Below are 26,759 nucleotides of genomic sequence, written 5' to 3' on the forward strand. Positions count from 1 at the left end.
AAAGAAAGCAGCGATTCCTTTAAGGATCGCTGCTTTTCTTATTTATGCTCCTGCCCAAACATCTTTCGCATATCTGCCATTCTCTTCTAATGATTGCAGCCATTCTGTGGCTTCTTCTCTCTGTGTTTGATAGATATGCATATAGCTGTCAACTATGGTTCTTTCAACATCTGGCGCCATTTTGCTTCCGTCTCCGCAGATGTATAGGTGTCCTCCTTCTTCTTTTAATAAAGGAAGGATGTCATGGGCGTTTTCCGCTAATCGGTTCTGGACATATGTTTTTTCTTGACCGGGACATCTGGAGTAAGCGGTGTGCAGTGTTACAAGGCCTTCTTGTTCGGCTTGCACGAGTTCTTCTTGATAGAGGAAATCGTGTTCCGGATTACGGCATCCAAAGTAAAGGTGGGCCGTCCCTAGCGTTTCACCTTTTTCTTTTAAAGCGCGACGTGATTGTATGAATCCCCTGAATGGTGCAATGCCTGTTCCAGGGCCGATCATGATGATTGGTTTTCCTGTTTGCTTTGGCAGCTGGAAGTTGGATTGCGGCGTATTGATAAAGCAGGCTATTTTGTCTCCTTGGGAGCGTTCTGCCAAATAATTCGATGCAATTCCTTTGTATTCCCCGTTGCCGCTCAAAGCTTCTCCACGGACGACGCTTACGGTGATGCTTGCTTCTCCTTCGTTGTGGAGTGGTGAGCTTGAGATGGAATAGTATCTTGCTTTTAAAGGTGGCAGTAAAGCCAGGAAACGTTCAAACGGGATTACACATGCAAGATACTTTTCTAATAGATCAAGCATGGTTATGCGCTTGTTCAGGATTTCTTGTTTATAGATATTGTCCAAAAGAAGATCTTCAAGTTCTTTTACATGTGGAGGACATACCGTATGAGTGGCAAGCGCCCGTATTTGAGACCGGGTGGCGGGTTCTTGGAACTCCACATGGTTTGATAGTAACTCTTCCAGTTTTACCGGTTTTCCTGTAGGAAGATGGGCTGCTTTTCCGGAATCCCCAGTCAGATTCACGTAATCTTGGCCGTTTAGGTTAAATCGACCGAGCACTCGCTCGACAAGTTCCGCCGGATTTTGCGGAAGCACCCCGAGATGATCGCCTTCCTGATAATGTATTCCCTCTGGCAGCGTTAATTCTATATGCCGTGTACTTCTTCCGCTATCTTCATGCTGTAATTCAATATTCCTTTTTACAATGGATGTAAACGCATGATGAGTCCGGGCAAGCGGTGTGCCGCTCACATCACTTACGAAGTTCATCGTAATCGAGCTGACTTCCCGATCATTCTTATTCACTTCAATGTTCAGGGTTTCGGCAAGATTCGGCCAAAGCGCTTCTGACCATTTCTCGTAATCCCCTTCAAAGTCATCGCTTGCATCCCCATAGCCTGTTTCTGACAGCCGCACTGCTCCTTTTTGTTCCAGCTGCTCATCAATGAAGATTGGAATGCGTTGGTACGTATTGGCCCAATTGCGGTCCCCGCAGCCGAAGATCGCATAGTGAACACCATCCAATGTGTCACCATGGCTTTCCTTCAGCCATGAAACGAAGTCACCTGCATTATCAGGGGGATTTCCATTATAGGATGCCGTGACAATGAGAACAGCTCCTTCTTTTGGAAGCCGATCGGTGTAATCATTTAAAGGAGCAACTTCGGCATGGAAGCCTTGCCGCTTCCCTGTTTCGGCAAGGTCGCGAGCAATCCCTTCCGCTGTTCCCATGTTTGATCCAAACAGGACGAGTAATGGTGTTCCATGTACTGATTCGGTTGGAGATACCGCGGCACCTTTTTCCGGAGACTTTGGTTCTGAAGAAGCAACGGTAAACGATAACGCCTTCTTCCTCGGTGAAACGCGCATGGTCAATCCGTCCGGTTTAAGAGTCAATGTTTCTTTAACTTCCAATTGATATTCTTCATGATCGATCAGGTCAAAGTGCTGTAAAACCATGCCAAGCACCAGTGTCGCTTCATGAAGGGCAAACTGCTGTCCGATACAGGCGCGCTGCCCGTTTCCAAACGGTTTATACGCATGATAAGGGATGGAATCCAAATCCTCGAACCGCTCAGGAATGAACGATTCAACGTCATCACCCCAAACGGATGGATCACGGTGAAGCTCGGGAATGAGCAGTGAGAACACATCATCTTTCTTCACATTGTATTTTCCGTCCAGCATGGTATCTTCTTTTGCATATACGGAAAACGACGGAGCTGTCGGCCACAGACGAAGCGTTTCATTCAGTACCATCCGGACATATTTCAGCTTTTTCACTTGTTTGTAATCAGGAACATCATCACCAAGCACTTCATCGACTTCTTGCTGCGCTTTTTTTAACTTGTCTCTGTTATTCATGAGGAAATAGATGGCGAACGATAGAAGACCGCTCGTCGTTTCATGCCCAGCTATTAAAAAGGTAATGATTTGGAAACGAATATTTTCATCATCCAGTGATGCACCCGTTTCAGGATCGACTCCTTTCAACATATGGGAAAGAAGGTCATCTTCTCCGTGATCACCATTTTGTTTTCGTTCGGCAATCAATTCATCCACTAGAGAGAACATATATTGAATGTCTTCCCTGAATTGTTTTTTAGATTTGATCATCAGTTTATCTTGGATGCCAAGCCGCTGCGTTTGGCTCATCGCTTCATCCAGCGCACGCACCATACTGTTCACAAATGGATGGGTGGTCTCCCGATAAAAACTGTTAAAGCGGTAATTGAACCCGCATAGTCCGATCGTATCCAAGGTCAATCGTGTCATATCCTCAGGAACATCTATCTCATCAGCCGGATTCAGGCGAGCCCATTTTTGAATGAGCTGGGTAGCAAGATCCACCATTTTAGCATGATAGCCCCTCATTGCCTGCTGGCTAAAGCTGGGCAGCAGGATGTTATGCGCCTTTTTCCAATTCGGTTCCTTCGTTTCACTTGTGAAGAGACCATCACCGCCAAACGCCCTCACTTTCTGAAGGGCTGGACCGACTTTCTTATCAAATCTTGTTTCATCACATATTTCTTTAGCAAGGGTAGCACTGGATACGAATGTAGTGATTCGTCCCGGAAATTGAAACTGAAAAATCGGCCCAAGTTCTCGTGCCAGCTTCATGAAAGACTGAAGCGGCTTATCCTTATCAATGATAGGCAGGCTGCCTAGGGGGCCATATGTCTTTGGCTGTGGAAACTGAGTTGTATTTTCCATTTTATTAGCACCTCATTAGATAGTTAGATTGCGGAATGAACGTTCATTCCGTTTATTTTGAAAGTGTCTCAAACATGCAATCGCACTGCATCCCAAAAGCTTTCTTCCACATCTGCCAAAAGTTTTGGGTCAGGTTCAAACTCCCCGATGCGAACAAGTCGCTCAAGCTCAAGAAAAGCTCCGTAAATGATGGCAATCAAAGCTGAAGAAGGAAGCTCCTTAATTTCTTTTTTCTCTTTTCCTGAATCAAAGAAGTTTTTGAATATATTCAATAGCCCTTGAAAGCTGGCATGACTATCTTCATTTAAAAAATGGGCTCCACTATGGATTTTAATAAAATAAAGAGCTTGTTCCTGCTCGGTTGTAAAGTGAACCATCGTTTTAAAAATATGGTGAAACTGCGTGCGAATTGAATCATCATGAGGAAATCCATTTTTGACCGTTTCAGTGAAAATATCCAAGTACTCTTGAAAGATCTTGTTGCCCAGCACTTCCTTATTCTCGAAATAACGATAAATGGTACCCGCTCCAACTCCGGCCGATGCAGCAATCATCGGAATCGTCGTCGCATCATATCCCCGTTCTGCGAAAAGCACTAAAGCGCTTTTTACTATACTGTCTCGTTTATTTGCTGCCGTGATCATAATGATCCCCCCCTTTTTTTCAAAAGATGCGGAATGAACGTTCATTCCTTTAATCCAAGTGTATACCCAATAAAATCCAATCTCAATCGCGCATACTACCCATATTTTGTGAATTCTTTATTAATGGAGGGGGATAAAAGTCTGAAATTATTTCTTTTCCAGGAATAAAATGGGATGATGAACTATCGTTTGCCCCATAAGAAAAAGAGCTGATAGTCACAGCTCTTTCACAGGTTTACTAAAATTATATAGGCAAACTTTTTGTTCACACGAAAAAAAACTTATGCTTGATTATAGCGTTCAGATAGTTTATTTTTATGGGCATTGAACACTTCCTCCAAGGGGATATTGTATTTGTTCGCAATCACAATCAAGTTTCCTAACACATCTCCCAATTCTTCGGTTAGTTCCTGTATGTTCTCTTCAAAAGAACCAATCACTTCATCAGGTCTATCCCTGCCGATCTCAAGGGAGCGAATGGCTCGTGCAACCTCTCCAGTTTCTTCTGCCAAAAAGCCAATGCGAATGAAAATGTCCAATTCTGACCATCCCCGTGCTTCATAATATTCTTTTACCCATTGTTGAAATTCAGTGACGTCCATATCCATCCACCCTTCTTTTTTATCATTCAAGTTTAACAAATCCCCTTTAATTTTGTATGATAAGAAAGCAAGATTACTAAATGGGAGATGTGATATTTTGAAAAGTCTAGCTGTATTTTGTGGATCAAGCAAAGGTGCATCTGCTGTCTATGTAGAAGAGGCTAAAAAACTGGGTGCGGAACTGGCAAAACGTAAGATTACCCTAGTTTATGGAGGATCAAGTGTAGGAATCATGGGTGCAGTTGCAGATTCCGTCTTGGAAGCAGGCGGAAATGTAATTGGCGTAATGCCGGATTTCCTGGAAAAAAAGGAAATTGCACATAAGAACTTAACCGAGCTGATCGTCGTGGAATCCATGCATGAAAGAAAAGCAAAAATGGCTGAGCTTGCAGATGGGTTCATGGCTTTGCCAGGCGGGCCTGGAACATTGGAAGAATTCTTTGAGATTTTCACTTGGGCTCAGCTTGGTCTTCATCAAAAACCTTGCGGACTCTTAAATATCAATCACTATTATGATCCCTTGGTCGCTTTATTCAACCATATGGCCGACGAACAGTTCCTGCATGAAAAATTCCGTTCCATGGCGCTGGTAGATGTTGAACCTAATGGACTTCTTGATCAATTCATTACATATGAACCGCCAACCGTCAAAACTTTCATTACCGAGAAACAAACCTGATCATTAAAAAACAGCCGGCCAAGATCAATAATGATCTTGGCCGGCTGTGATAAACTGCAGGTTAGGTAAATATCCGGTTTAAATAATCTCCATGCCCTTTGATAAGTTGCACTTCATGTTCGGATGAAATCCAGAAGAAATGAAAAGTCAGCCCCGCTTCATCTCCTCCACCCGTCGGCTGATGGTCCCATTCATCAGGAGCATTCGATACACTTATTTGATAAAAATATCTATTATGTATGGCACCATCGACGTTCTCCCAAAAATCTTCTGTTATTAATTTCTCCACATGAAAATTTTCCAGACCTGTTTCTTCTTTCATTTCCCTAATCACTGCTTGGTAAGCATCTTCTTGAGGCTTCACCGTTCCCTTGGGTATCTGTATACCGGCTTCCTTAATGGGATGTTGAAAAACCAATAACTGTTTTTCTCCATTATTGATTCTTGTCACATACCCGTAAGCTTTTTTTATCGGTATCATCATCAATCACCAAAAGCAAAAATGAGCCCTGTCTCGCATACAGTTTCCCCCTCGACAGTAGCCCTTCCTGTACCTTTACCGATAGGACCTTTCAAGCGAGTAATCTCCACTTCTAAACGTAATTGGTCCCCTGGTTTTACTTGCCTTTTAAAACGGCATCCATCGATCCCGGCCAAAAGCCCGATCCGCCCTTTATTTTCTTCTTTTGTAAGCATGACAACAGCACTTACCTGTGCTAATGCCTCTATGATCAACACACCTGGCATCACTGGGTAATCGGGAAAGTGACCAGAAAAAAACTCTTCATTTGCCGTGACGTTTTTAATGGCCACCGCCCTCTTTCCTTCTTCCAGTTCCAAAACTCTATCAACTAAAAGAAATGGATAGCGATGCCTGATAATGTCTTTGATTTCTTGGATATCAATCAATATTAAGACCCCCATTGCGATGGATTGCTTTCACTTAATTTTACCATCAGGATCATCATATGGATATTTTTGTATTATAAAAAAAGGCTGCCTTAGCAACCCTGTTTTCGCTTACAAATCCTTTGATTTTTTTTCCTTCGATTTAGTTAACGGGGATAGAACCATTTCTTCATACCTCTCATATCCCCCTAATAATTTATGAATCAAGCTTATTTTAGGAACAATAAGGTATACCGCCAATCCTGAAATGGTGCTCAGTATTGCTCCTGCCAGCACATCCGCCGGAAAGTGGACACCTACCCAAATACGGGAAATGCCAACAAGGAAAGCCAGCATGATCCATAACAACCACCATCCTCTTTTGAAAAGCCAAAAGGAGACACAAAACGAGAAAAACAAAATGGTATGGTCGCTTGGAAATGAATTATCCACTGCTTTTTCAATTAACTGATTAACATTGGCCAATTCGGCAAATGGCTGATTATTCGAATGTAATCTCCCTGCCATTTTTCCCATCATTTCAGCCATTACAAACGTAATCATCCCACAAACAACCATCATCCTACTCTGTTCATTTCGAGTGAACCATATTACGATGACTGCCAAAGCTAATAAAAATACCATGTACTCGGCAATGAAAATGGCAGAAGGGTTTAAATAATCGTACTGTTTCCCTAAGTCATTGATCATTCTGAATACATTGGTATTCAACTCAAAAAAGTCCATTTCATACCCAACCTTCCTCTTTTTCTTACATATTAAAGAGAAAGGAAATATATCGCCATCGTTCTTCCTAACAGTTTAAGCTGCCGTCTTACAATTTTGTCACGCGGTTAAAGAAGCTTAGTGGGGTCTTGTATATTCCCTGAACTTTCTATATAATCCAAGGAAAAATACGGAGGTTAGTCAAATGAATAATGATAGGAACTCTGTTCTAATTCATGAAAAACAGGAAACGATTTGGAATGCGATCACGAATGATGAAATCATTTCAAAATGGAATATTCCTAAACTCCAGGTTGGAGAGAAGGCAATCTTCGTATTAATGCCTAGTGCACATAACAACCTTAAAGAGAATGAAAGCATCCCAATGAGCTTTACAATCCAAGAGATAATCCCTTACGAAAGGTTTTCTTATTCCTCGGATTCGGATAAACTCGTTTACACTTTTGAAATATTCCCAGAATCCGAAGGCACTAGAGTATCCATTAACATGGACGGATATGAACTTAGTTTGGCTAACTTAAAAGCATGTTTAGAAGGAAAAGAACTTCCCTATACCTAATCATTCATTTGAAAGAGAATCTAGTTCATTTCCATGTTTATAAAAAATCGTTGCTGTCCCCCTTCTGGAGACGGCTGTATTTATAATAGAAGAAATTCGCACAAGGAGGTAAAAAATGCTGAACATACAGAAAAAGTCCGATACTGTCATCATTGTCATTCACGAAATATATGGCCTGAACCGACATATGCAGGGTTTTTGTGAGTTATTATCAAGACAGGGTTTTGATGTGATATGTCCGGATTTGTTAGAACGTGAGAGGCCATTTGATTATTCCGAAGAGGATGCTGCTTATCGGCATTTTATGGAGAACGTAGGTTTCACGGGTGCTTTATATAAGATAAAGGATATAGTATCGGATATAAAAGATGCATACCAAAAGATTTTCATTCTTGGATTCAGTGCAGGGGCAACTGTAGCTTGGCTGTGCAGTGAGGAAGAGTGTGTCGATGGAATTGTTGGTTACTACGGTTCGCGTATTAGGAATTATGCAGAATTGGCGCCACGATGCCCTGCACTGCTATTTTTCCCACTAGAAGAGCCATCATTTAATGTCGACGAGTTAATTTCAGCTTTAGAAAGTAAGGATGTCGAAGTTCATAAATTCATGGGGGGACACGGATTCAGCGACCCTTACCATTCAAAATATCATGCAGAATCAGCACAAGCAGCCGTTAGCAAAATGCTGGAATTTTTTATGGTGAATTAAGGTTCCACATTCACCCTACTGCCGTTTTGTATGGATCCAATGTATGGAACCCGCATCACTATGGGGGTGACAATCATTTTGAACCTTTTTATATTCTGTTTCCAACTCTTTCAAGGTTAACTTCATAAGCTGTTCCACTGTTTTATTTACAGTATGGATCATAAGTTTATAGATTAATTCCTTCCGCCTTTCTTCCACACCCTTCCTCATTTCACCCTCTCCTTTTATTCTGATATTATATGAAGTGTATCTCTAGACAGGGGGAATGATCGTCGGATTCCTTCTCTTCGATTTTGTTTATTTTAATATATTCATTCTCTAAATCGGTTAAGGTCAATTCAAATAGATGGATGTCATTCTTTTTATAAACTCCCTTGTTAATCAACTTATTGATCAGGAAGTTCCTTTTTTTCTCAATGGCTTTACGCAATAATATCCCCATGATACATCCTCCTTTTTAATACGTATTGACTTGCCCATTCACAAAAAACCGGAGACACCTCTTTACATGAAAGAAAAGTCTCCGGTTTTCCGGTCAATTAACCTATAATTCCTATTCAATTACTTGGTATTATTATAATACTAACTACATGCTCCGTAGTCAACTATTTTTTTCCTTCATCTTATTTATTTTTGCTTCGCTTCATGAAATGCCGCTTTCACTTGATCCAACAGGTCTTTATCCGAAAGCAATTTATACCCCGTAAGTGCTAGAGCTTTTGCTCCGGTCAGGATGGCCTTGTCTCCAGCAGGAGATTTGGCACAGTCGCGGAATTCATTCGTATGGGCAATCAACTCATCATGTCCAATTTTTATATAAGGATGTGCTGTCGGCACTGCATGGCTTACATTACCTGCATCCGTCGAGCCAAAGCCACTCTCTTTTCGAGGAGCCACCGCTTCCCCTAATTGAGTCAGTTCTTCTTTTAGCAGTTCATCCAGAACTGGATTGATGACAAAATCGAGTACTTCATTTTGGAAACGTTCCACTTTAACCGTGCTTCCTGTGGCAAGTGCTGCCCCTTCAGCAACTGCACGTATTTTATTGGATACTTCTTGGCAAAGTTTCCATGTTGTCGCTCTAATGTAAAATCTGGCGGAAGCATATTCAGGAATGATGTTAGGCGCTTCCCCGCCATTGGTGATGATTCCGTGAATTTTGACCTCGGCCGGGAGCTGCTGACGCAAAGCATTAATGCCATTGAACAGCTGAATCACCCCGTCAAGTGCATTCACGCCTTCTTCAGGTGCAGCTGCTGCATGGGCTGACTTCCCGTAAAAATGAAAATCAAGGGGGTCGACAGCCAAAAACGGACTTGTTACACCCGTTTTTCCTGCAGGATGGATAAGGATGGCCGCATCCACCCCATCAAATAGACCGTGCTTCACAAAGCTTCCTTTTGCACTTCCATTCGGCCCGCCCTCTTCAGCCGGTGTTCCGAAAACGATCACCTCCCCGCCCGTTTCCTCCAGCACTTGAGCCAGGGAAATGCCTGCCGCCACACTCGTTGTGCCGATGATATTATGGCCGCAAGCATGGCCTAAACCCGGCAATGCATCATACTCGGCTAAAAAGGCAATTGTAGGTCCTTTCTTTGAAGAGATTTTTTTGGCGATGAATCCTGTTTCATGCCCGGCAATATTGCGTGTCACTTCAAATCCTTCATTTTGAAGTATTCCGGTTAATGTATCCGAAGCGAAAAACTCTTGATTCCCAATTTCAGGTTTGGCATGAATGGCTTGACTCGTTTCGATATATAATTCGGAATGAAGGTCGATATGATCTTCAATGATTTGCTTATGCTGCTTCAGCACTGATTCTCTCGCCATGTCTTAATCTCCCCTTTTTCTTGAATGCATCCATTACTTTTCATTAGCTGGTTTTGTCCAAGCGTCCTGGTAATTCACTAATTCATCTACAGAAACATAGGCAGGAATGGTGTTTCCTTTAAACGTTTTTTCAATGAACGCTTCCACTTCTTTCGATTGATAAAGCTCCACTAATTTTTGCAGCTCAGGACGATCGGCATTTCCCTTTTTAACTGCAATGATATTAATATATGGTTTCGCCGTTTTACTTTCATGGAATAAAGAATCTTTTAATGTAAGGCCTGCTTCGACGGCAAAGTTATTATTGATGGCTGAAGCATCGGCATCATCCAATAGACGCGGTGTATTGCCGGCAGCAACAGGCTGGATTTTCAAGTTTTTCGGATTTTCCTTAATGATTTCCAATGATCCCGATCCATTGAATTCTTCTTTCAATGTAATCAATCCAGCTTCCTGAAGCAGGAGCAGTGCCCGGCCAAAGTTTGTTGCTTCATTCGGAACGGCTATCGTAGCACCATCCGGAAGATCTTTGAGACTTTTATGTTTTTTCGAATAAAGGCCCATAGGTGCAATGACAGTCGACCCGATGGCCTCCAATTTCAGATTTTGATCTTGAACGAATTCATCGAAATAGGCGACAGTTTGGAATGAATTGGCATCAATTTCACCTTCGCTTAACGCAAGGTTCGGTTGGATATAATCATTGAAAGTGACCAGTTCGATATTAAGTCCTTCCTCTTTCGCCAAGTCGACAATGTATTCCCATGTTCTCGTATCCCCGCTGCTGACACCGACTTTCACAGTTTTTACATCATCCGAACTTCCTGATGCACCCTCATCGTTCCCGCATGCTGCAGCCACGATGGCCAATGCCAATACCATGATCGTTAATAAGATTTTTTTCATTTTTCCAACCTCCTGTTAGTTTTATCTTCTTCTTATTTTTCTTGAAACAAAGTTCCCGGTGGATTGCAATAATTGAACGATGATCACGAGCGCCGCTACTGTGACGATCATCGTCATCGTATCGAACCTTTGGTAACCGTAAGCCAAGGCTAAATCCCCGACCCCGCCTGCACCGACAGCACCTGCCATCGCCGTAGATCCAACAAGCCCGATTGTCGCTGTTGTAAATGTCAGAATCAACGAACTAAGTCCCTCGGGAATCAAAAAGCGGTAAATGATTTGCCATGTTGTCGCCCCCATCGCCTGAGCTGCCTCGATGATCCCTTTGTCCACTTCCAACAGCGAGTTTTCCACAAGCCGGGCAATATAAGGAGCCGCGTAAAAGATTAGCGGAACAATGGCAGCATTCGTTCCGATCGCACTGCCGACAATCATTCTTGTAAACGGAATGAGTGCTACAAGCAAGATGATGAAAGGAACGGACCGCAGGATATTGATGATCGGATTCAATACATTAAAAATCCATTTATTCTCCAGGATGTGACCCTTTCTTGTAATGACAAGCAGGATACCGAGCGGAAGCCCGATCAATCCGGAAAATATCAATGAGATGGCTACCATATAAAGTGTGTCACCGAAAGCTGTCGACAGCTGGTCTGCCGTTATTTCCATACCCCAAAGCGTATTACCCATTTATACTTGCACCTCCTGGACGAGAATCCCCTCATCTTTAATATATTGATAAGCCTTGTCGACCTCATTTTTGCTCCCGGTCACTTCGATGATCAAATTCCCGAAAGGCGTTTCCTGGATTTCAGAAATATTGGCTGATAAGACACTTAAATGAACATCATATTTCTTCGAGATGGTTGAAAGTAAAGGAGTACCCGAAGTAGTTCCAATAAAATTAATTTTCCAAATAATCGGGATGTGGGACCCTATGCTTTTTAAGAAACTTTGTGGAATTTCGTCATGTATGACCGTTCTCACGAAGTTTTTTGCAATATCCGTTTGCGGCTTGGCAAAAACTTCGAAAACCGAACCTTGTTCAACGACGCAGCCGCCCTCCATGACCGCTACCTTATTGCAAATTTCCCGAATGACAGACATCTCATGAGTGATTAGCAGGATGGTGATATTGTATTCTTTATTAATTTTTTTTAAGAGCTGCAGAACTGCACTCGTTGTTTGTGGATCCAATGCCGACGTAGCTTCATCACACAATAAGATCGATGGATTCGTAGCCAATGCCCTCGCAATGCCGATCCGCTGCTTTTGCCCGCCGGATAATTGTTCCGGATAACTCTTTGCTTTGCTCGATAGGCCAACGAACTCCAACAGCTCGCCTACACGTTTTTGAATTTCCTTAGCCGGAGTTCCCGATAAAACCAGCGGCATAGCAATATTATCAAAAACAGTCTTTGAGTTTAATAAGTTGAAATGCTGAAAGATCATCCCGATTTTTTTCTTTTCAGCCCGTAATTCCTTCGGGCTTAATTTGGTTAAATCCTTGCCACCAACAATCACCGAACCATCTGAAGGATGTTCAAGCAAATTGACCAACCTGATCAACGTACTCTTTCCGGCCCCGCTATAACCGACTACCCCGAATATATCCCCCTTTTCCACTGTCAAATCAATGCCTTTCAAAGCCTCGACAGTCTGTTTCTTTGTTTGATAAATCTTTTTAACACCTTGAAACTCAATCATCCAATCTCCCCCCATGCTGTTTATTTGTACGAATTCCTTATCCAGAGAGAAGAGCTTTGCAACGTTTCATAATGATAGGGTTAAAATTCAGGAGTGAAACTGCGAAATTCACGAGTAATTACGTGAAACTCACGAGTAACTGCGCCAAACTCACGAGTAATTCTGCAAAATTCACGAGTAAATCCACCAAACTCACGAGTAAATCTGCCAAACTCACGAGTAATTGCACCAATTCTCCAAATAACCATATACATTTTGAATAAACAAAAGAGGCCCCTTCCGTCATCAGACAGAAGAGGCCTCTTTTAGACATAAAAAAGAGTAAACTCTTAAATTAATTATCTAAGAAAAGCTCCTTCTTATCTTTCAAACTTTCGTCCGTTGGAATTAGCACAGTATTTTTACAAAAGTAAAAACCCGCTGCCGAGGTATCATAGGGCCAAGTCCCTCCACATCTCTTGATAAGAATTAACGTTATATTTAATTATGTCCTTCACTATATATTCTAATTTCGCTAAAGTCAACCTTATTTTTCATCGCCATAAATAGTTTCATAGTATAGTGAATCGATACTTTTTTGTTATATCAATATATTTTATATTTCTACTTTTATAATGATTTGCTCATTCTCCATACAGGGTATTTTTCATTTTCTTCCCTTATCTTCACCATGCCTGAATTCGTATATAAAGAAATCGCCCTTTGATTATCCGGAGAAACCCTTAAGTGATATTCGGATACATTAAATTGCCTGAAAAAGTTTTCTGCGTAGCGAACCAATTCCTTGCCAAGGCCTTTACTGCGGTATTCGGGAATAAGATAAAATAGATTCACATAGCCAATTTCAGTTCCTTCATACTCCCGAATATGAAGTTCCATTTGTCCAATCGGTTCTTGGTCCTTTTCAATGATCACCTGTCCATCTGGAAATTTGCGGACCCTTTCTTCCATTCGTTGCAGATAGGCATGTTCATCTCCAAAACCCGCATCAGTTCCAAAACTTGCAATAAAGGAATCTTTCCGGAATTTAATGATAGTATCTTTATCTTTGTCCGTATCAATGGTACGAAAGATCAACTTCATCCACCCTTATCATTTTAGTGAAATAGTTTTCAAGCAGGGAAAACTTTCTTTTTCATAAATAAAAGTCTTAAAAGGGCCCTTTTGTTTTTGTGCCTTGATGAAAAAACATCTGCCATCTTCCATTCGCACATTTCCAGATTGAACTTCTTAAGGTATGTTCCAGCTTATCTTCATCAAAAATCCGGTATGTAATTAACACGGTATCATCAGACAATGGATGCATCTCAAATTGACTTAGGGTCATGTTCACTGCTCCGGCTCCCTCTTGCCCAATAAAATCGCTTTTTGACCATATGTTACCCGAATTGCCGAACTCAAAGAAATCATCTTTCAATAATGATGAAAGCTCTTCTCGAGATGTACGAACTTCAGATTTTAACAATTTCTCCTCCAGCTGATACAAATGCTCTTTTAATAATGAAGATTCCCTGTCCATTCATCTTGTCCTCCTTTTTCAACTATTGTTGAAGTTCATGATCCATGCTGGCAAAGATTTTATATCCAGTTGGTTTGGTTATAATTGCGGTCAGCAGCACTTTTTTCTTTTTTTGTTTGGCTGTTTTTCCATACTTTGTTGCTATTTACCAAGTAATGTAGAGTGGTTGATTTCCCCTCCAGATGCTCGCTTTCCTTGGTGCGGGCGGTGAGCCTCCTCGGCGTAAACGCCTGTGGGGTCTCACCTGTCCCGCTGCTCCCGCAGGAGTCTCGCACTTCCGCTCCAATCAACCTTAAATCGTTTCGTTTTAAAAACAACAATCTTTACGAAAAGAGCCTTTCTTTTTTAACCGTTTTTGCCGTCCCCATTTTATTACTATTTTTAGCTGGCTGACTTCGTGACTGGACTCACAGCGGATTTCTAAGTAAACCATATATTCCACAATACTAGCGGCCATTCCTTTTTTACTGCCATTCGATACCTCTAAATAGTTACTCCCCCAACCCATAAAAAAAGGAGCTGCAAATGGCAGCTCCTTCTTCTGTGCATCCGGTTGTTTTCCCATCAGTGTTATCGTGATAGGGTTCCTTGCAGACGGTTGGTTTCGGCGATTACTTTTTCTTCATCGATCGTTAAGCAGCGGCCATCTTTCACGACCACTTTTCCATCAATGTATACATCACATACGTCATTTCCGCGTGCTGCATAGAGCAGGTGCGAATAGGCTTCACTCAGTGGCTGCAGGTGTTCTTTGTTATATGGGTAAATGGTGATGAAATCTGCTTTTTTACCAGCTTCCAGTGATCCTGTGTGACCCATGCCTATCGCTTCGGCGCCCATTCTTGTGGCCATGGCGAGTGCTGTTTGGGCAGGGAATTTTGTGGCATCCTTATACATTCCTTTTTGCAGTAATGCGGCTGTCCTCATTTCTTCGAACATATCGAAGTTGTTATTGGAGGCGACGCCATCCGTTGCCACTCCCACCTTAATGCCTGCATCAAGAAGGCTGACGACATCTGCTATCCCAGATCCGAGCTTCAGGTTACTGATTGGATTATGGGCAACGCGAACATCATGCTGTTTTAGGATCGCCCGCTCTTCATCATTAAGGACCACACCATGTGCCATGACGGTGGGCTGATCGAACAGGCCTAGACGGCGGAGGTGCTCGACTGGACGGGATCCGTAACGTTTTTCGATGTCGAGGATTTCAAAGTCCGTTTCCGATACGTGGATGTGCACCATCAAATCATTCTCTTTCGCAATTCGTGCACTTTCCATGATCGCTTCAGGCGTGCAGGCATATGGGCTATGTGGTGCGACCATGGTAGTCAGGCGGCCATCGGCAAATGCTTTATAGTTTTTTGAAAACTGCTCAGCCCCCATGAGGTTCGCTTTTTGGTCTTTTTCGGTACCCAAGCTGAAAATCGTATAGGAAAAGGCTCCGCGCATTCCTGTTTCGCCTATCGTCTCCATGACGGCACCGGCATCTATTCCATTAGGATTGAACATATCCGAAAATGTCGTTGTTCCTGATTTCATCATTTCCATAATGCCTAGCTGTGAACTTACAGAGGCGATTTCCGTTGTAAACTGGCTTTCGATCGGCCATATTTTCGTTTCAAGCCATGGCTTCAGCAGCATATCGTCCCCGATACCGCGTAAAAGGGTCATTACAATATGCGAATGGGCATTCACAAGGCCTGGCATGATCCATTTCCCGCCAAGGTTGACCACATGATCTGCATCTGCCAATTGCTGTTCATCATGCTGGCCAATGTAGGATATGGTATGATCTTGTACAATCATCATGCCGTTTTCAATGATTTGGTTTTCCTTGTCCATCGTAAAAAATGTAGCATTCACATATATTGTTTTCATAAGTATTTCCTCCAAAGTCGTATCAGTATCAACATGTCCTATTCCGCATTCTAAACTAGCACCTTACAGGTAATCAAGTAATTCCATATTATCAGGGGCCATTTCACTTTACCTTAGGAACCTATTGGAAGAGCACCAAGATAAATGCTTCAATTAAGTGGTTATCCATTGTGAAATCAGCTGCTTAAAAATATCTTCCCTTTATTGCTCGTGACAATAATCGCTTCCTTAACATCTTGAAGGCTGTAGTGGGAATCGGGCATCATGAACTTCAACTTTTCATCAGCAATGAACCCCATCAAAAGGTTAAATGTTTCCTGCCAAGTTCGAATGGAAGCCTGCTGATTCCAATGCCGAAGATGAAACATTTTAACATCCACTTTTGTCCTTCGTGAAATTTCCGCCCAATTCACAGGCTGTCCTGATAAAAGGCCAATCGTCAATAAGATGCCATTAGGCCGTACACAAAAAGCCAGTTCTGAACCATCGATGCCGCCCACTGAATCTATGGCCGCTTTCGCGCCGCGTCCATTCGTCATTTCAATCACAGTATCATGCAATGATGATCGGGATGTATCGATCACATATGAAGCACCAAGTTTAAGCAGTTCTTCCGTATACTTATCGTTTCTCGTTACAGCAATCAGCTTAAATCCAAGAATCTTGGATAACTGGGCGAGTATACGGCCAATGGAAGATCCGCAAGCATTTACGAGTAATACATCATCCGGTTTCAAAGTTAATACTTCTGTACAGATTAGCCATGCGGTTACCGGATTTATATATAATTGCGCTGCTATATGGTCTTCAATCGAATCCGGAATGACGATGGCCAGCTCCGCTGATGTTTTAACAAAATCCTGCCAGGTCCCTTCACCGCGCAAGGGCAGAACACGCTTGCCTATCAGCTCTTTCGAAACTGCTGGACCCACTTCTTCAACAATGCCGACCCCTTCATAACCAGGTATGGAAGGCAAGGGGATTCGGTGGGAATAGGCACCGCGAATGGGCAGCAAGTCAGACGGATTAATGGGACGTGTGATCATCCGGACGAGGACTTCCCCCTCGAAAGGTCTTTGAATACATTTATTTTCAACCTTTAAAACCGTTTGCGGATCCCCAAACTCATAGAATTTAATACATTTGGCTTCCAAAATAATAGACTCCTTTAATATATAAGTCTTTCCATTTTAACATTTAACTGTGGAATTATTATATTATGATTCTGGTTTTCCACGTTTTAATCCCTCCTTCATAAATTTGTCGTTAAGAATCTTCTTGTTGTTCCAAGCATATGTTTTATAAAAGTTTTTTTATTATGTACAAGGGGTGAAGAGATTGAATAAGGTAGGAAAAAATGATTTTGTATCTGGGTTTGTACCACATCACAATCATGGATCTGTTGATTATACTTCCATAGCGGACGGCCATGTCCATCAATGTTTAGATGTAACATCCCCGCCAATTTCAGCACAAGAGGGAGGACATATTCATTATACTGAAGGATATGTGTTATTTGAGGATGGACATTCCCATTATTATAAGGCATATTCGGGACCGCCCATTCCGGTTGGAAATGGAATGCATGTTCATTACTATGATTTTTATACAACGGAAGATGATGGGCATAGACATAGAATTACAGGGGTCGATCAACCTGCCCCAGGAAATAAATAAGAACAAAAAAACATCAGGGGGATGGGAAATCCCCCTGATGTTTTTTTGCCTTCGATAGACTCTAAATGCATCTCTAACTTTATTAGAAATAGTTTTTCTAATCCTGAGATAAACCTATGGGAATGCATAGAGGCGTTTGATCAACAGGGTTTTCAATAATGCAGCATTCCAGTCTGAAAACGTCCTTGATCATCTCTTTTGTGAATACCGTTTCAGGCGGTCCCTCTTTATAGATTTTTCCCTGCTTGATGCTAATCAGATGATCGGCATACTGTGCCGCTTGATTCAAATCATGCAGAACCATGACAATCGTGCGTCCATACGTTTCGTTTAAATCGCGCAGTAATTCCAATATTTCAATTTGGTGCGCTAAATCCAGATAGGTTGTCGGTTCATCTAACAGTAAAAGGTCGGTTTCTTGTACCAAGGCCATCGAAATCCATGCTCTTTGCCTTTGTCCTCCAGATAAGGCATCCAATGTCCGATCAGCGAACTCCGTCATTTTTGTTGCTGATAAGGCACGTTCGACAATCCTATGATCTTCTGGGGTTTGTCTGGAAAATAAGCCTTTGTGCGGATGCCTGCCATAATAGCATAGTTCTTTAACGGTTATATCTTCCGGAGCTTCCGGAGCTTGGGGTAAGATGGCCAATTTCTTGGCCACTTCTTTGGAAGATTGCTGATGAATGGACTTTCCATCTAAATAGATCGTGCCTTGCTGCGGCATCAATAATCTAGCTAGGGACCGCAGAATCGTAGATTTGCCACAACCATTGGAACCAATGATTATACTGATCTTACCTTCAGGAATTTCCAAATCGATATTATCAATGATTTGAGTTGCCCCATAAGAGAGCGAAAGATGCTCTGCTGATAATGTTGTCATGATATTCAGCCTTCCTTATGTTATTTTTCTTTCACGGCGCAATAGATATAAAAAATATGGTACACCAATCACCGCAGTGATAATACCGGCGGGGATTTCTATTGGAGGGAACAATCCTCTTCCCAGGCTATCGGCAACAAGTAGAAAGATAGAACCCAAAAGAGCTGAAGCGGGAAGTAAAACCTTGAATTTTGACCCTACCACTCTCCTCGCAATATGGGGAGCGATCAAACCAATGAACCCGATTGAACCAACCGCAGCTACACAGACTCCGATCAATATGACTGAAACGCTTAACAATATATAACGCAGTAATTTTGACCTTTCACCGAGACCTGTGGCCATATCGTCTCCAAGGCTCAGTACATCCATTTTTGAAGTTAATGCAATCAATACCGGTACAAGCATAAGACATGGTAGCAAAATGAATACTTGATCCCATCCTCTTCCCCAAAGACTGCCAGTCAACCACAGCAGTGTCGTGTTTACATCATCCGGGAACTTGACCATGAAATACTCTATGCCAGCTTGACATATGGCCCCTAAAGCGATTCCGACCAAAGCTATCGTATTTGGTTGAGCTCCTTTTTTATAAACAAATATCATCAAAATGGCAGCCATGACCGCCGCTCCGATAAATGCTGAAAGAGGCAGTATGATAATGGGCGATTGCGGAAATAAAACAATGACGATAACTGCTGCCAATCCTGCCCCTTTTGTTACCCCAATCACATCTGGAGAAGCCAGCGGATTTCGAAGGACCCCTTGAAGAATGGCTCCGGCTGTTGCCAATCCGGCCCCCACTATCACGGCAATCAGAATGCGCGGTATGCGATAGTTGTGCAGAATGAATGTCTGACTTTGCATGCCATTTCCAAGGAAATTTTGGAGAATTTCTAAAGGTGAAATATAAATGGCCCCTAAGCCCAGGCTCACCATTGCTAAAATCAGCACGGTAACCGAGAGCAACAGGATAATGGAATAAGGGGGCAAAGTTGATTTCAACCCAAATGTCCGTTTTAGTTTCATTGCTTAATATTCCTCCCTCTCTTCGCTAAATAAAGGAAGAATGGCGCACCGATCATAGCGGTTACGATGCCTACCGGCGACTCAAAAGGATAAGCGATGAAACGTGCGAGAATATCTGCGTACACTAAGAGTAAAGCGCCGAATAATGCAGAAAAAGGGATGATCCTTCGATAATCCCCGCCCACCAGCCTCCTAACGATATGAGGAATGATCAATCCCACAAATCCCACTGGGCCTGCGACGGCAACCGAAGATCCTGCCAAAATGATCACCAATATTCCTGCTAAAATACGGATTCGGTACACCCGCTGCCCAAGTCCCTGCGCCATATTTTCTCCTAAGACAAGGATGGAAACAGATCGAGAGAACATGGCAGCAACAAGCAGCCCGAAGATAGACCAAGGAAGAATCATGTTCACGTGGGCCCATGTTTTTCCATTAATTGACCCGACTAACCAATAGAGCACATCTTTCGCTTGTTCATTAAAGATGATCATGCCTTGCGTTAAAGAAGATAAAAAAAAGTGAACAGCCATTCCAGCCAATGCCAGCTTCACTTGGGTCATTCCTCCTCCCGAAGCAAAAGAATAGACTGCCATCCCTCCCACTGCTGCACCAATGAATGCAACGCAAACTAGAGACACGGAAGAAAGGTTAGGAAAGAAAACAAAAGCTGACACAATAAAAAATGATGCACCGGCATTAACACCAAACACTTGTGGAGAAGCTAATGAATTCCGGGTAATAGCCTGCATGAGAGCACCCGCTACCGCTAAATTGGCACCGACCAATGCTCCAACTAAAGCTCGTGGCAATCGAAGAGTCCTTATAATAGTCTGTTCCTTGGACGAGTCGGCCTCAAAAAAGGACTTCAAAACCATTGATGCATCAATATCGGACGCTCCCACAGAAATACTCGTCAGGATGCCTAAAATTAACAAAACGATCCCAGCTATAGCCGTACATAATACTTTCAGTTTACTTCTACCTACAGTTTCCATTTTCTATACAACACACTTCCTGACAAAATTTAAACCTAATGGAAAGCGAAGTAAGAATGGGATCTCTTACTTCGCTTTTGTTCGTCTATTCTTCTCCAAGCATGTTTAAAGTGTCTTTAGCAATGGCCTCCGCTGATACAACACCGCGGTATCTCGTCCATAAGTCTCGATCAACACTATACACTTGTCCGTTTTTTACAGCTTTCAAGTCTTTCCAAAGTGGATTGTCTTTCCACTCATCAGTAAGTAACTTACCCTCATTGTTCGCTAAAAGCAACACATCCGGATCGATCTCGACAAGCTGCTCAAGGTTCATCTCGGCATGTGGCTGTTTCTGCTGAATGGCATTTTTCAATCCCATGCGCTCAAGCAATTCTCCATCATAAGAAGATGAAGTATGGGCTTGGAATGAAGTATCTCGTACAACTGCTGGTAAAACCGTCATATTTGAATCAACAGTAAGCTTTGATTTAAGTTCCTTAATCGTTTTTTCATGCTCACTCAATCTTTTTTCTGCAGCATCTTCCTTATTCACTGCCTTTGCAATCGTTTTAAAAGAATCCAGGTTTTCTTGATAGGTAGATTCCCGGCTTTTTAAGACGATAGTAGGAGCAATCTTCTGCAAATCTTTATAAATCCCTTTATGCCGCTCAGCATCTGCAATGATTAAATCCGGCTGTAAAGAACTGATCACCTCTAAATTAGGCTGCTCGCGTGTTCCTACAGAAGTATAATCCATCTCTTGCCCTACAAGTTTTGTAATCATCTCTTTTTTGTTGTCATCCGAAATCCCGATAGGTTTTATCCCTAGGGCATTTAAAGAATCAACGAAAGATAACTCAAGCGTAACGATTTTTTTAGGAGTATCTTTCATTTCCGTTTCTCCCATTTCATGCTTAATCGTCCTTATTTCTTGATTACTTGTTTTGGCAGAAGTCTTCTCTGCTTCTGTTGTTTTTTGAGAATTATTACATCCTGATAACATCACCATAATAGCAAGTAACAGGATGAATGCTCCTCCCCCAAACGTTCTTACTTTTCTAAATTCCCTCATATTTTGCACCCTTCCCGTCACCTATACCTTCTTCACGAGTTAATCATAATTGAAAATGATTATCATTATCCTGCTGTTATGATAAAGTCATAGATTGATACCGTCAATATTAATGAAATTTTGTGAATAAAAATCATTATGGCCATTAAGACAATCTGCATGCATTTTATTGATAACGTGAAGTAAATTGGACCCTATGAAAGTCTTAGATTATCAAGGTTTACCAGCGTCGATTGGAACGTAGGGCACTCGCTTTCCGCGGGCGGTCCGCGAGCCTCCTCGGCATGCGCCTGCGGGGTCTCCCCTTGACGCGCTTTTCCCGCAGGAGTCTCGCACCTTCCGTTCCAATTATTAATTTTTAGGTAAAACATTTTTTGTGTACAAAACCAAATATTAATTAATATTAATTTGACGCTCAGCCTTAAATGACATAGTCGTTTTATTAAATATAGCATCCGACTCAAACTAAAAAAGAGCAAACCCGTTAAGGGTCTGCTCTTTCCTGTTTCAAAAATCATTTTCTATTAATCAGCATCTCTTCAAGAGGAAATTCTTCATTGGAAGCTTCTTTTTTTGAGCGTTTTATGGAGGTTTTGATAAGTATGGTTGAAGCAATTGATAATGCCCCCATGATCAGGTAACCTGTGGATCTCGAAAACACTTCAATCAAGATGCCAATTAGGACGGGTCCCAAAAACATTCCAGCCGAATATAAACTTTGGAACAGGCCCATTCTCGTAGATTGTTTAATCTCCGGGATATTTTCAACAGCCCAGGAAGTGACGACCGTAAAGATCAGCCCGTAACCGAAACCTTGGAATGCTTGCAATAGGAAAAGCATCGTTAAATTTTCAGCATAAGGAATCAATATGATGATGACCCCTTGTAATACCGCTCCCAAAATCGCCGTATTCATTAAACCGATTTTTTTATAAAAAAGGGCTCCGCATAATCCTGCGGCTAAGCCATATATGATCAGGTGTGTGTTCGCCAGCATGCCAATCAATAGCGGATTTGCTCCAAGGTCGGTTGCAACTAAAGGTGTGAACGTATCCCTTGTTCCGATGGTGACCATCAAAGCAATCGTTGCCAAAACGGATATGACCCAGATTTTTTTATCGGTGATTTGCTCGACAAGTATTTTCTTATCATATTTTACTTTTACCCCTTTAATGCTTAGGTCTTTTGTGAAAAATGTTAAAACGAGTGCAAGTATGGCGGCGGCCACCGCTACTAAAAAGCTATACCGATAGCCATAACTATTGGCCACTAATGCACCGATGGTTGTCCCTAGAATGGAGCCAACCGGCGATGCAACACCCAATATCGCCACTGCTTTTGCAGCTTCCTTCACACCAAAATAAGAGGCAAACATAACATTGTAAATAACCCAGGTGGAACCTGTTAACCCGTCCGAAATTTTCCCAAGGTACAATGTGGTTGCATTCGGTATGAAAAAGGCTAGCGTCCACATTACAATGGTTATCAGCAACCCGATTTGGATAAACAATCTTCGTTTATGCAGCATATCCGAAAATACGCCTATCGGAAGTCGTGTCAATAAGGCCACAATTCCTGAAATGCCGATTATACTGCCTATAATAACTGAATCGAACCCAAGATCTTTAGCATAAGAGGAGATAAATGGATCAAATGCGGTAATCGTGACAAAGAACAACAAGCTAATGATAAAGAATAAGATGGTTTCTTTCCGATTATTAATTTTATTCGTTTTGTCCATATATTCCACCCTTTCATTCCCCTCCCTTTCGTCCCACTGGACAGAAAGGCGATGCTATTAGTATTTACACTAATTCTCCTAACTTGCTTCAAGGAAACACTATCAAATCATTGTTTGATGGCGAGGATTGATTTCCTCTATGATATTTTGCATCCTTAAAATATCCTCATTCAAATGCTGGCTGATCTTTATAACCTCCGGATGAGAGGTTCCTTTATTCTTCGTCAATACATACATATCCTGGCGGTGCCCATCTATCATCTTACTTAATTCTAATACTGTCTTTAAGATCATTGATCTTGTATCCTTTCCTATTAAAACAAGTATCATTAAGGGTAGTTCTGTGGTAAATTCAAATATCGAAATATTTTTTATATAGCGTGATAAAATATACGAGTTTCATAATAAGTTGGGAGAACTAGCAAATAATAAATGTACCATTACTACTTACTCCCAGTTTTTCAACTCACCAATAGAAGATCAGAGCAATCGGTCCTGGAGCCAAAACCATTTAATCATTGCATTTTAAAATGCCTCTCAGAGTAAAAACTTGTCAAGGCATATTGCTCATAAGCATACCCAGCACGAAATAAGAGGTCTTCTCTATTGTGATTGGCGATTAACTGTAATCCGAGAGGAACTCCAGGTTCTGTAAGCCCAAAAGGGATCGATAACGCCGGATGCCCTGTGATGTTAAAAAGGCTGGTGTAACGAATCATACAATCCCCGAGAGATTCATTTTGTCCCCCAATGGTGACTTCTTCTGTCTGTAGGTCAGCTGTGGCAATAGGCATCGCTGGGGTAATCATTACATCAACGTCCAAAAAGATTTCTGACACCCTACGAGTCCATTCCGCCCTTTTTTGCAAAGCATTTAAATAGTCATAGGCTGAAATAAGGCGACTTTTTTCAAATGTTTTTTGCGCGCCTTCACTGTAGAGGTGAATAGCCGACTGAATACGTTCTTTGTGAACAACCCCAACTTCTGACGTCCCAAGTGTCGTTGCAATACTTACTACATCCGATAAAAAAGAAGTATCTACTTCTACTATAGCAGCTCCTAAATCGATCATATGCTGTACAGCTTTTTCATACATTTTCTTGACTTCGTCATCCATATTTTCATTGAAATAATGTGTCGGCAGGCCGATTCTCATTCCTGACAGTCCATTCAACCCTGTCGTTGTGTAAGGGATGCCTGTAAGGGTTTGCATGATTATCGCCGTATCCTCAATGTTACCTGCAATCGGTCCTGCATGATCAAGAGTCCACGATAATGGGGTCATACCCTTCATGCTAACTAAGTTATAAGTAGGTTTTAAGCCCACGACACCACAACAAGCTGCTGGTACACGAATTGATCCGGCAGTATCTGTACCGATGGAACCTAAGCAGAGGTTTGCTGCTACAGCAGCAGCTGAACCACCACTGGATCCACCTGCAGTCTTATTCTTATTCCACGGGTTTATGACATCACCAAAAAAAGGATTCTCAGAGGTTATGCCAAATGCATATTCATACATATTATTTTTACCAAGTAAAATACTGCCCTCCCGTTCTAACATTGTGACGACTTCAGCATTTTCAGTCGGGATTCGCTTTTCATCAATTATTGAGCCGCTAGTTGTTAAGATACCTTCAGTATCAATAGAATCTTTATACGAAATAGGTACCCCTAACAAACTTCCTCTTACTTCTCCTGAATTAATCATCATTTCCGCCTTTTTTGCCTGATAAAATGCCTTTTCCTCTGTTACGGTAATGTAAGAATGCATTTTTGGATTTAATTTATTTATTCTTCCCATATACAATTTAGTGATTTCAGTAGGGGAAAACAGTTTATTTTTATACCCCTCCATCAGTTCTTTTATTGTTAAAATCAATTTGCATGACCCCTCTATCTGTGCTTTATAATCAATAGGCCGAATAGTTCTAACTAACCTGATCCCTCACGTTTGGAACGCTTTCATTTGCTTTTGTTCTAATAAAAAGTTTTATCAATATACCTGAAATAGCCGAAAGGATTCCTATTATTATAAAGCTAAAACTCCTTGAGAATGCCTCTGTCAATATCCCCATCAAAACCGGACCAAAAAACATTCCAAACGAAAACACGCTTTGAAAAAATCCCATCCTCGTGGATTGCTTATGTTCTGGAATATCCATAATACTTAATGACATTAAAACAGTAAAATTCAATGCAAATGCGATACCGGAAAGCGCTTGCAAACAAAAGAGCAATGGTAAGTTTGGTGCAAATGGTGTCAAAATAGCAACAACGCATTGTAAAAATGCTCCTGCAATAGCTGTGTTCACTAAGCCCAACTTTTTATAAAAAAATCCTCCACATAATGCAGCAGCAATCCCTCCGGCAATTAAAAACGTATTCGATAGCCAACTTAGAGCAATCGCATCAGCCCCTAAATCTCTTGCCACAAGAGGTGTAAATGTAACTCTCATTCCAAAAGAAGCCATCAGCGTTATGATTGCTAGCAGAGATAAAAGCCATAAGTTTTTATCGGTAATTTGTTCCTTAACGATTCTTTTTATATCATCTTTTTCCCTTTTCACTGTAACTTTTTTCTCTTTCAAAAGGAACGTTAAAACAAAGGCGATAGAAGCAGCAAAAACGGCAACAAGAAAAGAATATGAATATCCGTAACTGTTTGCGACAATTCCACCTATTACCGAACCCACTAAAGCCCCAATGTAATCTGCCAAAGTTAAAAAAGCAACAGCTTTTGCAGAATTATGGACACCGAAATAAGAGGCAAACATTACAGTATATAGAACCCATGTAGCCCCCGTTATACCATCCAAAAATTTCGCGAGATACAAGGTAGTGGCGTTTGGTTCTATAAAAGCGATTATCCAACCAATGATTGTAATTAAAAGCCCAACTTGAATAATCAATCTTCTTTTGTTCAGCATATCCGAGAATACGCCAAGCGGGAAACGGAAGAACATGGATGCTAGCCCCGTCACTCCCATCACACTGCCTATCACTGCAGGTGAGATCCCTAAATCTTTGGCGTATGATGAAATAAATGGATCAAAGGCTGAAATGCTAATAAAGAAGAGAACGGTTATGATGAAAAATAATATAATATTCAACCGAAATTGGACTTTGTTCATTAGGTCACCTCATTGTTATTTTTCACTTACCTCTTGCCAAAAAAAGGAGCAGTTGAATCAGCTCGAAAATTCGTGATGCCTGAAGACCTTTATCGAATGCCCTTAAGTAAACCCCTGAGATGCCACAACCAAAATATCCAACAAAGAGTTAATATTATGGAATAAATTTATTACCGTCCTTTGGGCTGTGATATAAAATTATGATGCAGGGTAAAACGAGGATATTATCCTCTAATACACTTTTTAAAATTCTAATTGTATTAGCGTATAAAGTCCTCGCTTTGACCTCAGTAACCTACACTTCACTTAAGTTAAATAGACTAAAGGAATTCAATTTTTCACAATATCA

At 41.6% G+C, this 26,759-nt stretch carries 30 protein-coding genes and 1 riboswitch; of the genes, 4 read left to right on the forward strand and 26 right to left on the reverse strand.

Translation table 11 applies throughout. The features are described from left to right. Positions 1–42: 42 nt before the first annotated feature. The 3 genes from AC2YHV_RS18065 to AC2YHV_RS18075 form a co-directional block, all read right to left on the reverse strand. The gene (locus AC2YHV_RS18065; protein WP_487373753.1) at positions 43–3,213 is read right to left on the reverse strand and encodes a bifunctional cytochrome P450/NADPH--P450 reductase; all 3,171 of its coding nucleotides are present in this window, start codon (positions 3,211–3,213) and stop codon (positions 43–45) included. A 68-nt stretch (positions 3,214–3,281) separates the two neighbouring features. Continuing rightward, the gene (locus AC2YHV_RS18070) at positions 3,282–3,857 is read right to left on the reverse strand and encodes a TetR/AcrR family transcriptional regulator (RefSeq protein WP_487373754.1); all 576 of its coding nucleotides are present in this window, start codon (positions 3,855–3,857) and stop codon (positions 3,282–3,284) included. A 281-nt stretch (positions 3,858–4,138) separates the two neighbouring features. Next, complete coding sequence (locus tag AC2YHV_RS18075; RefSeq protein WP_487373852.1) at positions 4,139–4,459, reverse strand: MazG nucleotide pyrophosphohydrolase domain-containing protein; 321 nt, start codon at positions 4,457–4,459, stop codon at positions 4,139–4,141. A 97-nt stretch (positions 4,460–4,556) separates the two neighbouring features. Between AC2YHV_RS18075 and AC2YHV_RS18080 the strand changes: the two genes are divergently transcribed. Next, on the forward strand, positions 4,557–5,138 hold the full coding sequence (locus tag AC2YHV_RS18080) for an LOG family protein (protein WP_034304154.1): 582 nt from the start codon (positions 4,557–4,559) through the stop codon (positions 5,136–5,138). A gap of 61 nt (positions 5,139–5,199) precedes the next feature. Here AC2YHV_RS18080 and AC2YHV_RS18085 read toward each other — a convergent pair whose 3' ends face one another. From AC2YHV_RS18085 to AC2YHV_RS18095, 3 genes are all read right to left on the reverse strand, one after another. Next, complete coding sequence (locus tag AC2YHV_RS18085) at positions 5,200–5,619, reverse strand: NUDIX hydrolase (protein WP_487373756.1); 420 nt, start codon at positions 5,617–5,619, stop codon at positions 5,200–5,202. A gap of 2 nt (positions 5,620–5,621) precedes the next feature. Continuing rightward, positions 5,622–6,047, reverse strand: a complete 426-nt coding sequence (fabZ, locus tag AC2YHV_RS18090; RefSeq protein WP_487373757.1) for a 3-hydroxyacyl-ACP dehydratase FabZ — start codon at positions 6,045–6,047, stop codon at positions 5,622–5,624. A gap of 111 nt (positions 6,048–6,158) precedes the next feature. Beyond that, positions 6,159–6,773 (reverse strand): undecaprenyl-diphosphatase, encoded by a 615-nt coding sequence (locus AC2YHV_RS18095; protein WP_098863885.1) that lies wholly within the window; start codon positions 6,771–6,773, stop codon positions 6,159–6,161. A 184-nt stretch (positions 6,774–6,957) separates the two neighbouring features. Here AC2YHV_RS18095 and AC2YHV_RS18100 point away from each other — a divergent pair, with 184 nt between their 5' ends. Together AC2YHV_RS18100 and AC2YHV_RS18105 are read left to right on the forward strand one after the other, a co-directional pair. Then, a complete protein-coding gene (locus tag AC2YHV_RS18100; protein WP_278089643.1) occupies positions 6,958–7,332 on the forward strand; it encodes an SRPBCC family protein in 375 nt (124 codons plus the stop codon). Positions 7,333–7,447: 115 nt separating this feature from the next. Beyond that, entirely contained in the window at positions 7,448–8,041 is a 594-nt protein-coding gene (locus AC2YHV_RS18105; protein ID WP_487373758.1) for a dienelactone hydrolase family protein, read from the forward strand. Between the two features lie 15 nt (positions 8,042–8,056). Here the strand turns inward: AC2YHV_RS18105 and AC2YHV_RS18110 are convergent, their stop codons facing one another. From AC2YHV_RS18110 to AC2YHV_RS18165, 12 genes are all read right to left on the reverse strand, one after another. Next, on the reverse strand, positions 8,057–8,251 hold the full coding sequence (locus tag AC2YHV_RS18110; protein WP_054399704.1) for a hypothetical protein: 195 nt from the start codon (positions 8,249–8,251) through the stop codon (positions 8,057–8,059). Positions 8,252–8,276: 25 nt separating this feature from the next. Then, entirely contained in the window at positions 8,277–8,483 is a 207-nt protein-coding gene (locus tag AC2YHV_RS18115) for a Fur-regulated basic protein FbpA (RefSeq protein ID WP_063575213.1), read from the reverse strand. Positions 8,484–8,668: 185 nt separating this feature from the next. Beyond that, complete coding sequence (locus tag AC2YHV_RS18120) at positions 8,669–9,871, reverse strand: M20 family metallopeptidase (protein WP_411738956.1); 1,203 nt, start codon at positions 9,869–9,871, stop codon at positions 8,669–8,671. 33 nt (positions 9,872–9,904) lie between these two features. Further along, positions 9,905–10,777 carry a MetQ/NlpA family ABC transporter substrate-binding protein gene (locus AC2YHV_RS18125; protein ID WP_098863891.1) on the reverse strand — a complete coding sequence of 291 codons (873 nt, stop codon included), beginning with the start codon at positions 10,775–10,777 and terminating at the stop codon, positions 9,905–9,907. 21 nt (positions 10,778–10,798) lie between these two features. Beyond that, positions 10,799–11,449: a methionine ABC transporter permease gene (locus tag AC2YHV_RS18130; protein ID WP_048687362.1), complete on the reverse strand. Its 651-nt coding sequence runs from the start codon at positions 11,447–11,449 to the stop codon at positions 10,799–10,801. A 21-nt stretch (positions 11,450–11,470) separates the two neighbouring features. Then, positions 11,471–12,487 carry a methionine ABC transporter ATP-binding protein gene (locus AC2YHV_RS18135; protein WP_487373760.1) on the reverse strand — a complete coding sequence of 339 codons (1,017 nt, stop codon included), beginning with the start codon at positions 12,485–12,487 and terminating at the stop codon, positions 11,471–11,473. An 80-nt stretch (positions 12,488–12,567) separates the two neighbouring features. Further along, a complete protein-coding gene (locus AC2YHV_RS18140) occupies positions 12,568–12,741 on the reverse strand; it encodes a hypothetical protein (RefSeq protein ID WP_487373761.1) in 174 nt (57 codons plus the stop codon). 102 nt (positions 12,742–12,843) lie between these two features. Then, a riboswitch (SAM riboswitch) is annotated at positions 12,844–12,955 on the reverse strand. A gap of 141 nt (positions 12,956–13,096) precedes the next feature. Further along, complete coding sequence (locus AC2YHV_RS18145; protein ID WP_487373762.1) at positions 13,097–13,570, reverse strand: GNAT family N-acetyltransferase; 474 nt, start codon at positions 13,568–13,570, stop codon at positions 13,097–13,099. Positions 13,571–13,637: 67 nt separating this feature from the next. Next, entirely contained in the window at positions 13,638–14,006 is a 369-nt protein-coding gene (locus tag AC2YHV_RS18150; RefSeq protein WP_487373763.1) for a nuclear transport factor 2 family protein, read from the reverse strand. Positions 14,007–14,313: 307 nt separating this feature from the next. Next, the gene (locus tag AC2YHV_RS18155) at positions 14,314–14,571 is read right to left on the reverse strand and encodes a hypothetical protein (RefSeq protein ID WP_487373764.1); all 258 of its coding nucleotides are present in this window, start codon (positions 14,569–14,571) and stop codon (positions 14,314–14,316) included. Positions 14,572–14,576: 5 nt separating this feature from the next. Then, entirely contained in the window at positions 14,577–15,887 is a 1,311-nt protein-coding gene (locus tag AC2YHV_RS18160) for an amidohydrolase family protein (protein WP_278089611.1), read from the reverse strand. Positions 15,888–16,063: 176 nt separating this feature from the next. Then, on the reverse strand, positions 16,064–17,041 hold the full coding sequence (locus tag AC2YHV_RS18165; RefSeq protein WP_487373765.1) for a zinc-dependent alcohol dehydrogenase family protein: 978 nt from the start codon (positions 17,039–17,041) through the stop codon (positions 16,064–16,066). Positions 17,042–17,225: 184 nt separating this feature from the next. Here AC2YHV_RS18165 and AC2YHV_RS18170 point away from each other — a divergent pair, with 184 nt between their 5' ends. Then, on the forward strand, positions 17,226–17,564 hold the full coding sequence (locus tag AC2YHV_RS18170; RefSeq protein ID WP_098863897.1) for a YmaF family protein: 339 nt from the start codon (positions 17,226–17,228) through the stop codon (positions 17,562–17,564). 97 nt (positions 17,565–17,661) lie between these two features. Here AC2YHV_RS18170 and AC2YHV_RS18175 read toward each other — a convergent pair whose 3' ends face one another. The 8 genes from AC2YHV_RS18175 to AC2YHV_RS18210 all read right to left on the reverse strand — a co-directional run bounded on the left by AC2YHV_RS18175 (position 17,662) and on the right by AC2YHV_RS18210 (position 26,389). Beyond that, entirely contained in the window at positions 17,662–18,450 is a 789-nt protein-coding gene (locus AC2YHV_RS18175; RefSeq protein ID WP_063575205.1) for an ABC transporter ATP-binding protein, read from the reverse strand. A gap of 15 nt (positions 18,451–18,465) precedes the next feature. Continuing rightward, a complete protein-coding gene (locus AC2YHV_RS18180) occupies positions 18,466–19,479 on the reverse strand; it encodes a FecCD family ABC transporter permease (RefSeq protein WP_487373767.1) in 1,014 nt (337 codons plus the stop codon). After that, positions 19,476–20,480, reverse strand: a complete 1,005-nt coding sequence (locus tag AC2YHV_RS18185; protein WP_487373768.1) for a FecCD family ABC transporter permease — start codon at positions 20,478–20,480, stop codon at positions 19,476–19,478. The genes AC2YHV_RS18180 and AC2YHV_RS18185 overlap by 4 nt, the downstream gene beginning before the upstream one ends. A gap of 85 nt (positions 20,481–20,565) precedes the next feature. Next, on the reverse strand, positions 20,566–21,534 hold the full coding sequence (locus AC2YHV_RS18190; protein ID WP_487373769.1) for an ABC transporter substrate-binding protein: 969 nt from the start codon (positions 21,532–21,534) through the stop codon (positions 20,566–20,568). A 514-nt stretch (positions 21,535–22,048) separates the two neighbouring features. After that, positions 22,049–23,275, reverse strand: a complete 1,227-nt coding sequence (locus tag AC2YHV_RS18195; protein WP_487373770.1) for an MFS transporter — start codon at positions 23,273–23,275, stop codon at positions 22,049–22,051. Between the two features lie 102 nt (positions 23,276–23,377). Beyond that, positions 23,378–23,569 (reverse strand): Spo0E family sporulation regulatory protein-aspartic acid phosphatase, encoded by a 192-nt coding sequence (locus AC2YHV_RS18200; protein ID WP_283929258.1) that lies wholly within the window; start codon positions 23,567–23,569, stop codon positions 23,378–23,380. Between the two features lie 221 nt (positions 23,570–23,790). Next, positions 23,791–25,158, reverse strand: coding sequence for an amidase (locus AC2YHV_RS18205; RefSeq protein ID WP_487373771.1), 1,368 nt, complete (start codon positions 25,156–25,158; stop codon positions 23,791–23,793). Between the two features lie 49 nt (positions 25,159–25,207). Then, positions 25,208–26,389 (reverse strand): MFS transporter, encoded by a 1,182-nt coding sequence (locus AC2YHV_RS18210; RefSeq protein ID WP_255294591.1) that lies wholly within the window; start codon positions 26,387–26,389, stop codon positions 25,208–25,210. Between the last annotated feature and the right edge of the window lie 370 nt (positions 26,390–26,759).

Source organism: Peribacillus sp. SRI_006 (assembly GCF_057586375.1).

What these genes read in the sequence shown, in the direction of transcription:
- AC2YHV_RS18065 (WP_487373753.1), bottom strand. Translation starts at nt 3,213, where the DNA reads ATGGAAAATACAACTCAGTTTCCACAGCCAAAGACATATGGCCCCCTA.
- AC2YHV_RS18070 (WP_487373754.1), bottom strand. Translation starts at nt 3,857, where the DNA reads ATGATCACGGCAGCAAATAAACGAGACAGTATAGTAAAAAGCGCTTTA.
- AC2YHV_RS18075 (WP_487373852.1), bottom strand. Translation starts at nt 4,459, where the DNA reads ATGGACGTCACTGAATTTCAACAATGGGTAAAAGAATATTATGAAGCA.
- AC2YHV_RS18085 (WP_487373756.1), bottom strand. Translation starts at nt 5,619, where the DNA reads ATGATACCGATAAAAAAAGCTTACGGGTATGTGACAAGAATCAATAAT.
- AC2YHV_RS18095 (WP_098863885.1), bottom strand. Translation starts at nt 6,773, where the DNA reads ATGGACTTTTTTGAGTTGAATACCAATGTATTCAGAATGATCAATGAC.
- AC2YHV_RS18100 (WP_278089643.1), top strand. Translation starts at nt 6,958, where the DNA reads ATGAATAATGATAGGAACTCTGTTCTAATTCATGAAAAACAGGAAACG.
- AC2YHV_RS18105 (WP_487373758.1), top strand. Translation starts at nt 7,448, where the DNA reads ATGCTGAACATACAGAAAAAGTCCGATACTGTCATCATTGTCATTCAC.
- AC2YHV_RS18110 (WP_054399704.1), bottom strand. Translation starts at nt 8,251, where the DNA reads ATGAGGAAGGGTGTGGAAGAAAGGCGGAAGGAATTAATCTATAAACTT.
- AC2YHV_RS18115 (WP_063575213.1), bottom strand. Translation starts at nt 8,483, where the DNA reads ATGGGGATATTATTGCGTAAAGCCATTGAGAAAAAAAGGAACTTCCTG.
- AC2YHV_RS18120 (WP_411738956.1), bottom strand. Translation starts at nt 9,871, where the DNA reads ATGGCGAGAGAATCAGTGCTGAAGCAGCATAAGCAAATCATTGAAGAT.
- AC2YHV_RS18125 (WP_098863891.1), bottom strand. Translation starts at nt 10,777, where the DNA reads ATGAAAAAAATCTTATTAACGATCATGGTATTGGCATTGGCCATCGTG.
- AC2YHV_RS18130 (WP_048687362.1), bottom strand. Translation starts at nt 11,449, where the DNA reads ATGGAAATAACGGCAGACCAGCTGTCGACAGCTTTCGGTGACACACTT.
- AC2YHV_RS18135 (WP_487373760.1), bottom strand. Translation starts at nt 12,487, where the DNA reads ATGATTGAGTTTCAAGGTGTTAAAAAGATTTATCAAACAAAGAAACAG.
- AC2YHV_RS18140 (WP_487373761.1), bottom strand. Translation starts at nt 12,741, where the DNA reads ATGTATATGGTTATTTGGAGAATTGGTGCAATTACTCGTGAGTTTGGC.
- AC2YHV_RS18145 (WP_487373762.1), bottom strand. Translation starts at nt 13,570, where the DNA reads ATGAAGTTGATCTTTCGTACCATTGATACGGACAAAGATAAAGATACT.
- AC2YHV_RS18150 (WP_487373763.1), bottom strand. Translation starts at nt 14,006, where the DNA reads ATGGACAGGGAATCTTCATTATTAAAAGAGCATTTGTATCAGCTGGAG.
- AC2YHV_RS18155 (WP_487373764.1), bottom strand. Translation starts at nt 14,571, where the DNA reads ATGGGAAAACAACCGGATGCACAGAAGAAGGAGCTGCCATTTGCAGCT.
- AC2YHV_RS18160 (WP_278089611.1), bottom strand. Translation starts at nt 15,887, where the DNA reads ATGAAAACAATATATGTGAATGCTACATTTTTTACGATGGACAAGGAA.
- AC2YHV_RS18175 (WP_063575205.1), bottom strand. Translation starts at nt 18,450, where the DNA reads ATGACAACATTATCAGCAGAGCATCTTTCGCTCTCTTATGGGGCAACT.
- AC2YHV_RS18180 (WP_487373767.1), bottom strand. Translation starts at nt 19,479, where the DNA reads ATGAAACTAAAACGGACATTTGGGTTGAAATCAACTTTGCCCCCTTAT.
- AC2YHV_RS18185 (WP_487373768.1), bottom strand. Translation starts at nt 20,480, where the DNA reads ATGGAAACTGTAGGTAGAAGTAAACTGAAAGTATTATGTACGGCTATA.
- AC2YHV_RS18190 (WP_487373769.1), bottom strand. Translation starts at nt 21,534, where the DNA reads ATGAGGGAATTTAGAAAAGTAAGAACGTTTGGGGGAGGAGCATTCATC.
- AC2YHV_RS18195 (WP_487373770.1), bottom strand. Translation starts at nt 23,275, where the DNA reads ATGGACAAAACGAATAAAATTAATAATCGGAAAGAAACCATCTTATTC.
- AC2YHV_RS18200 (WP_283929258.1), bottom strand. Translation starts at nt 23,569, where the DNA reads ATGATCTTAAAGACAGTATTAGAATTAAGTAAGATGATAGATGGGCAC.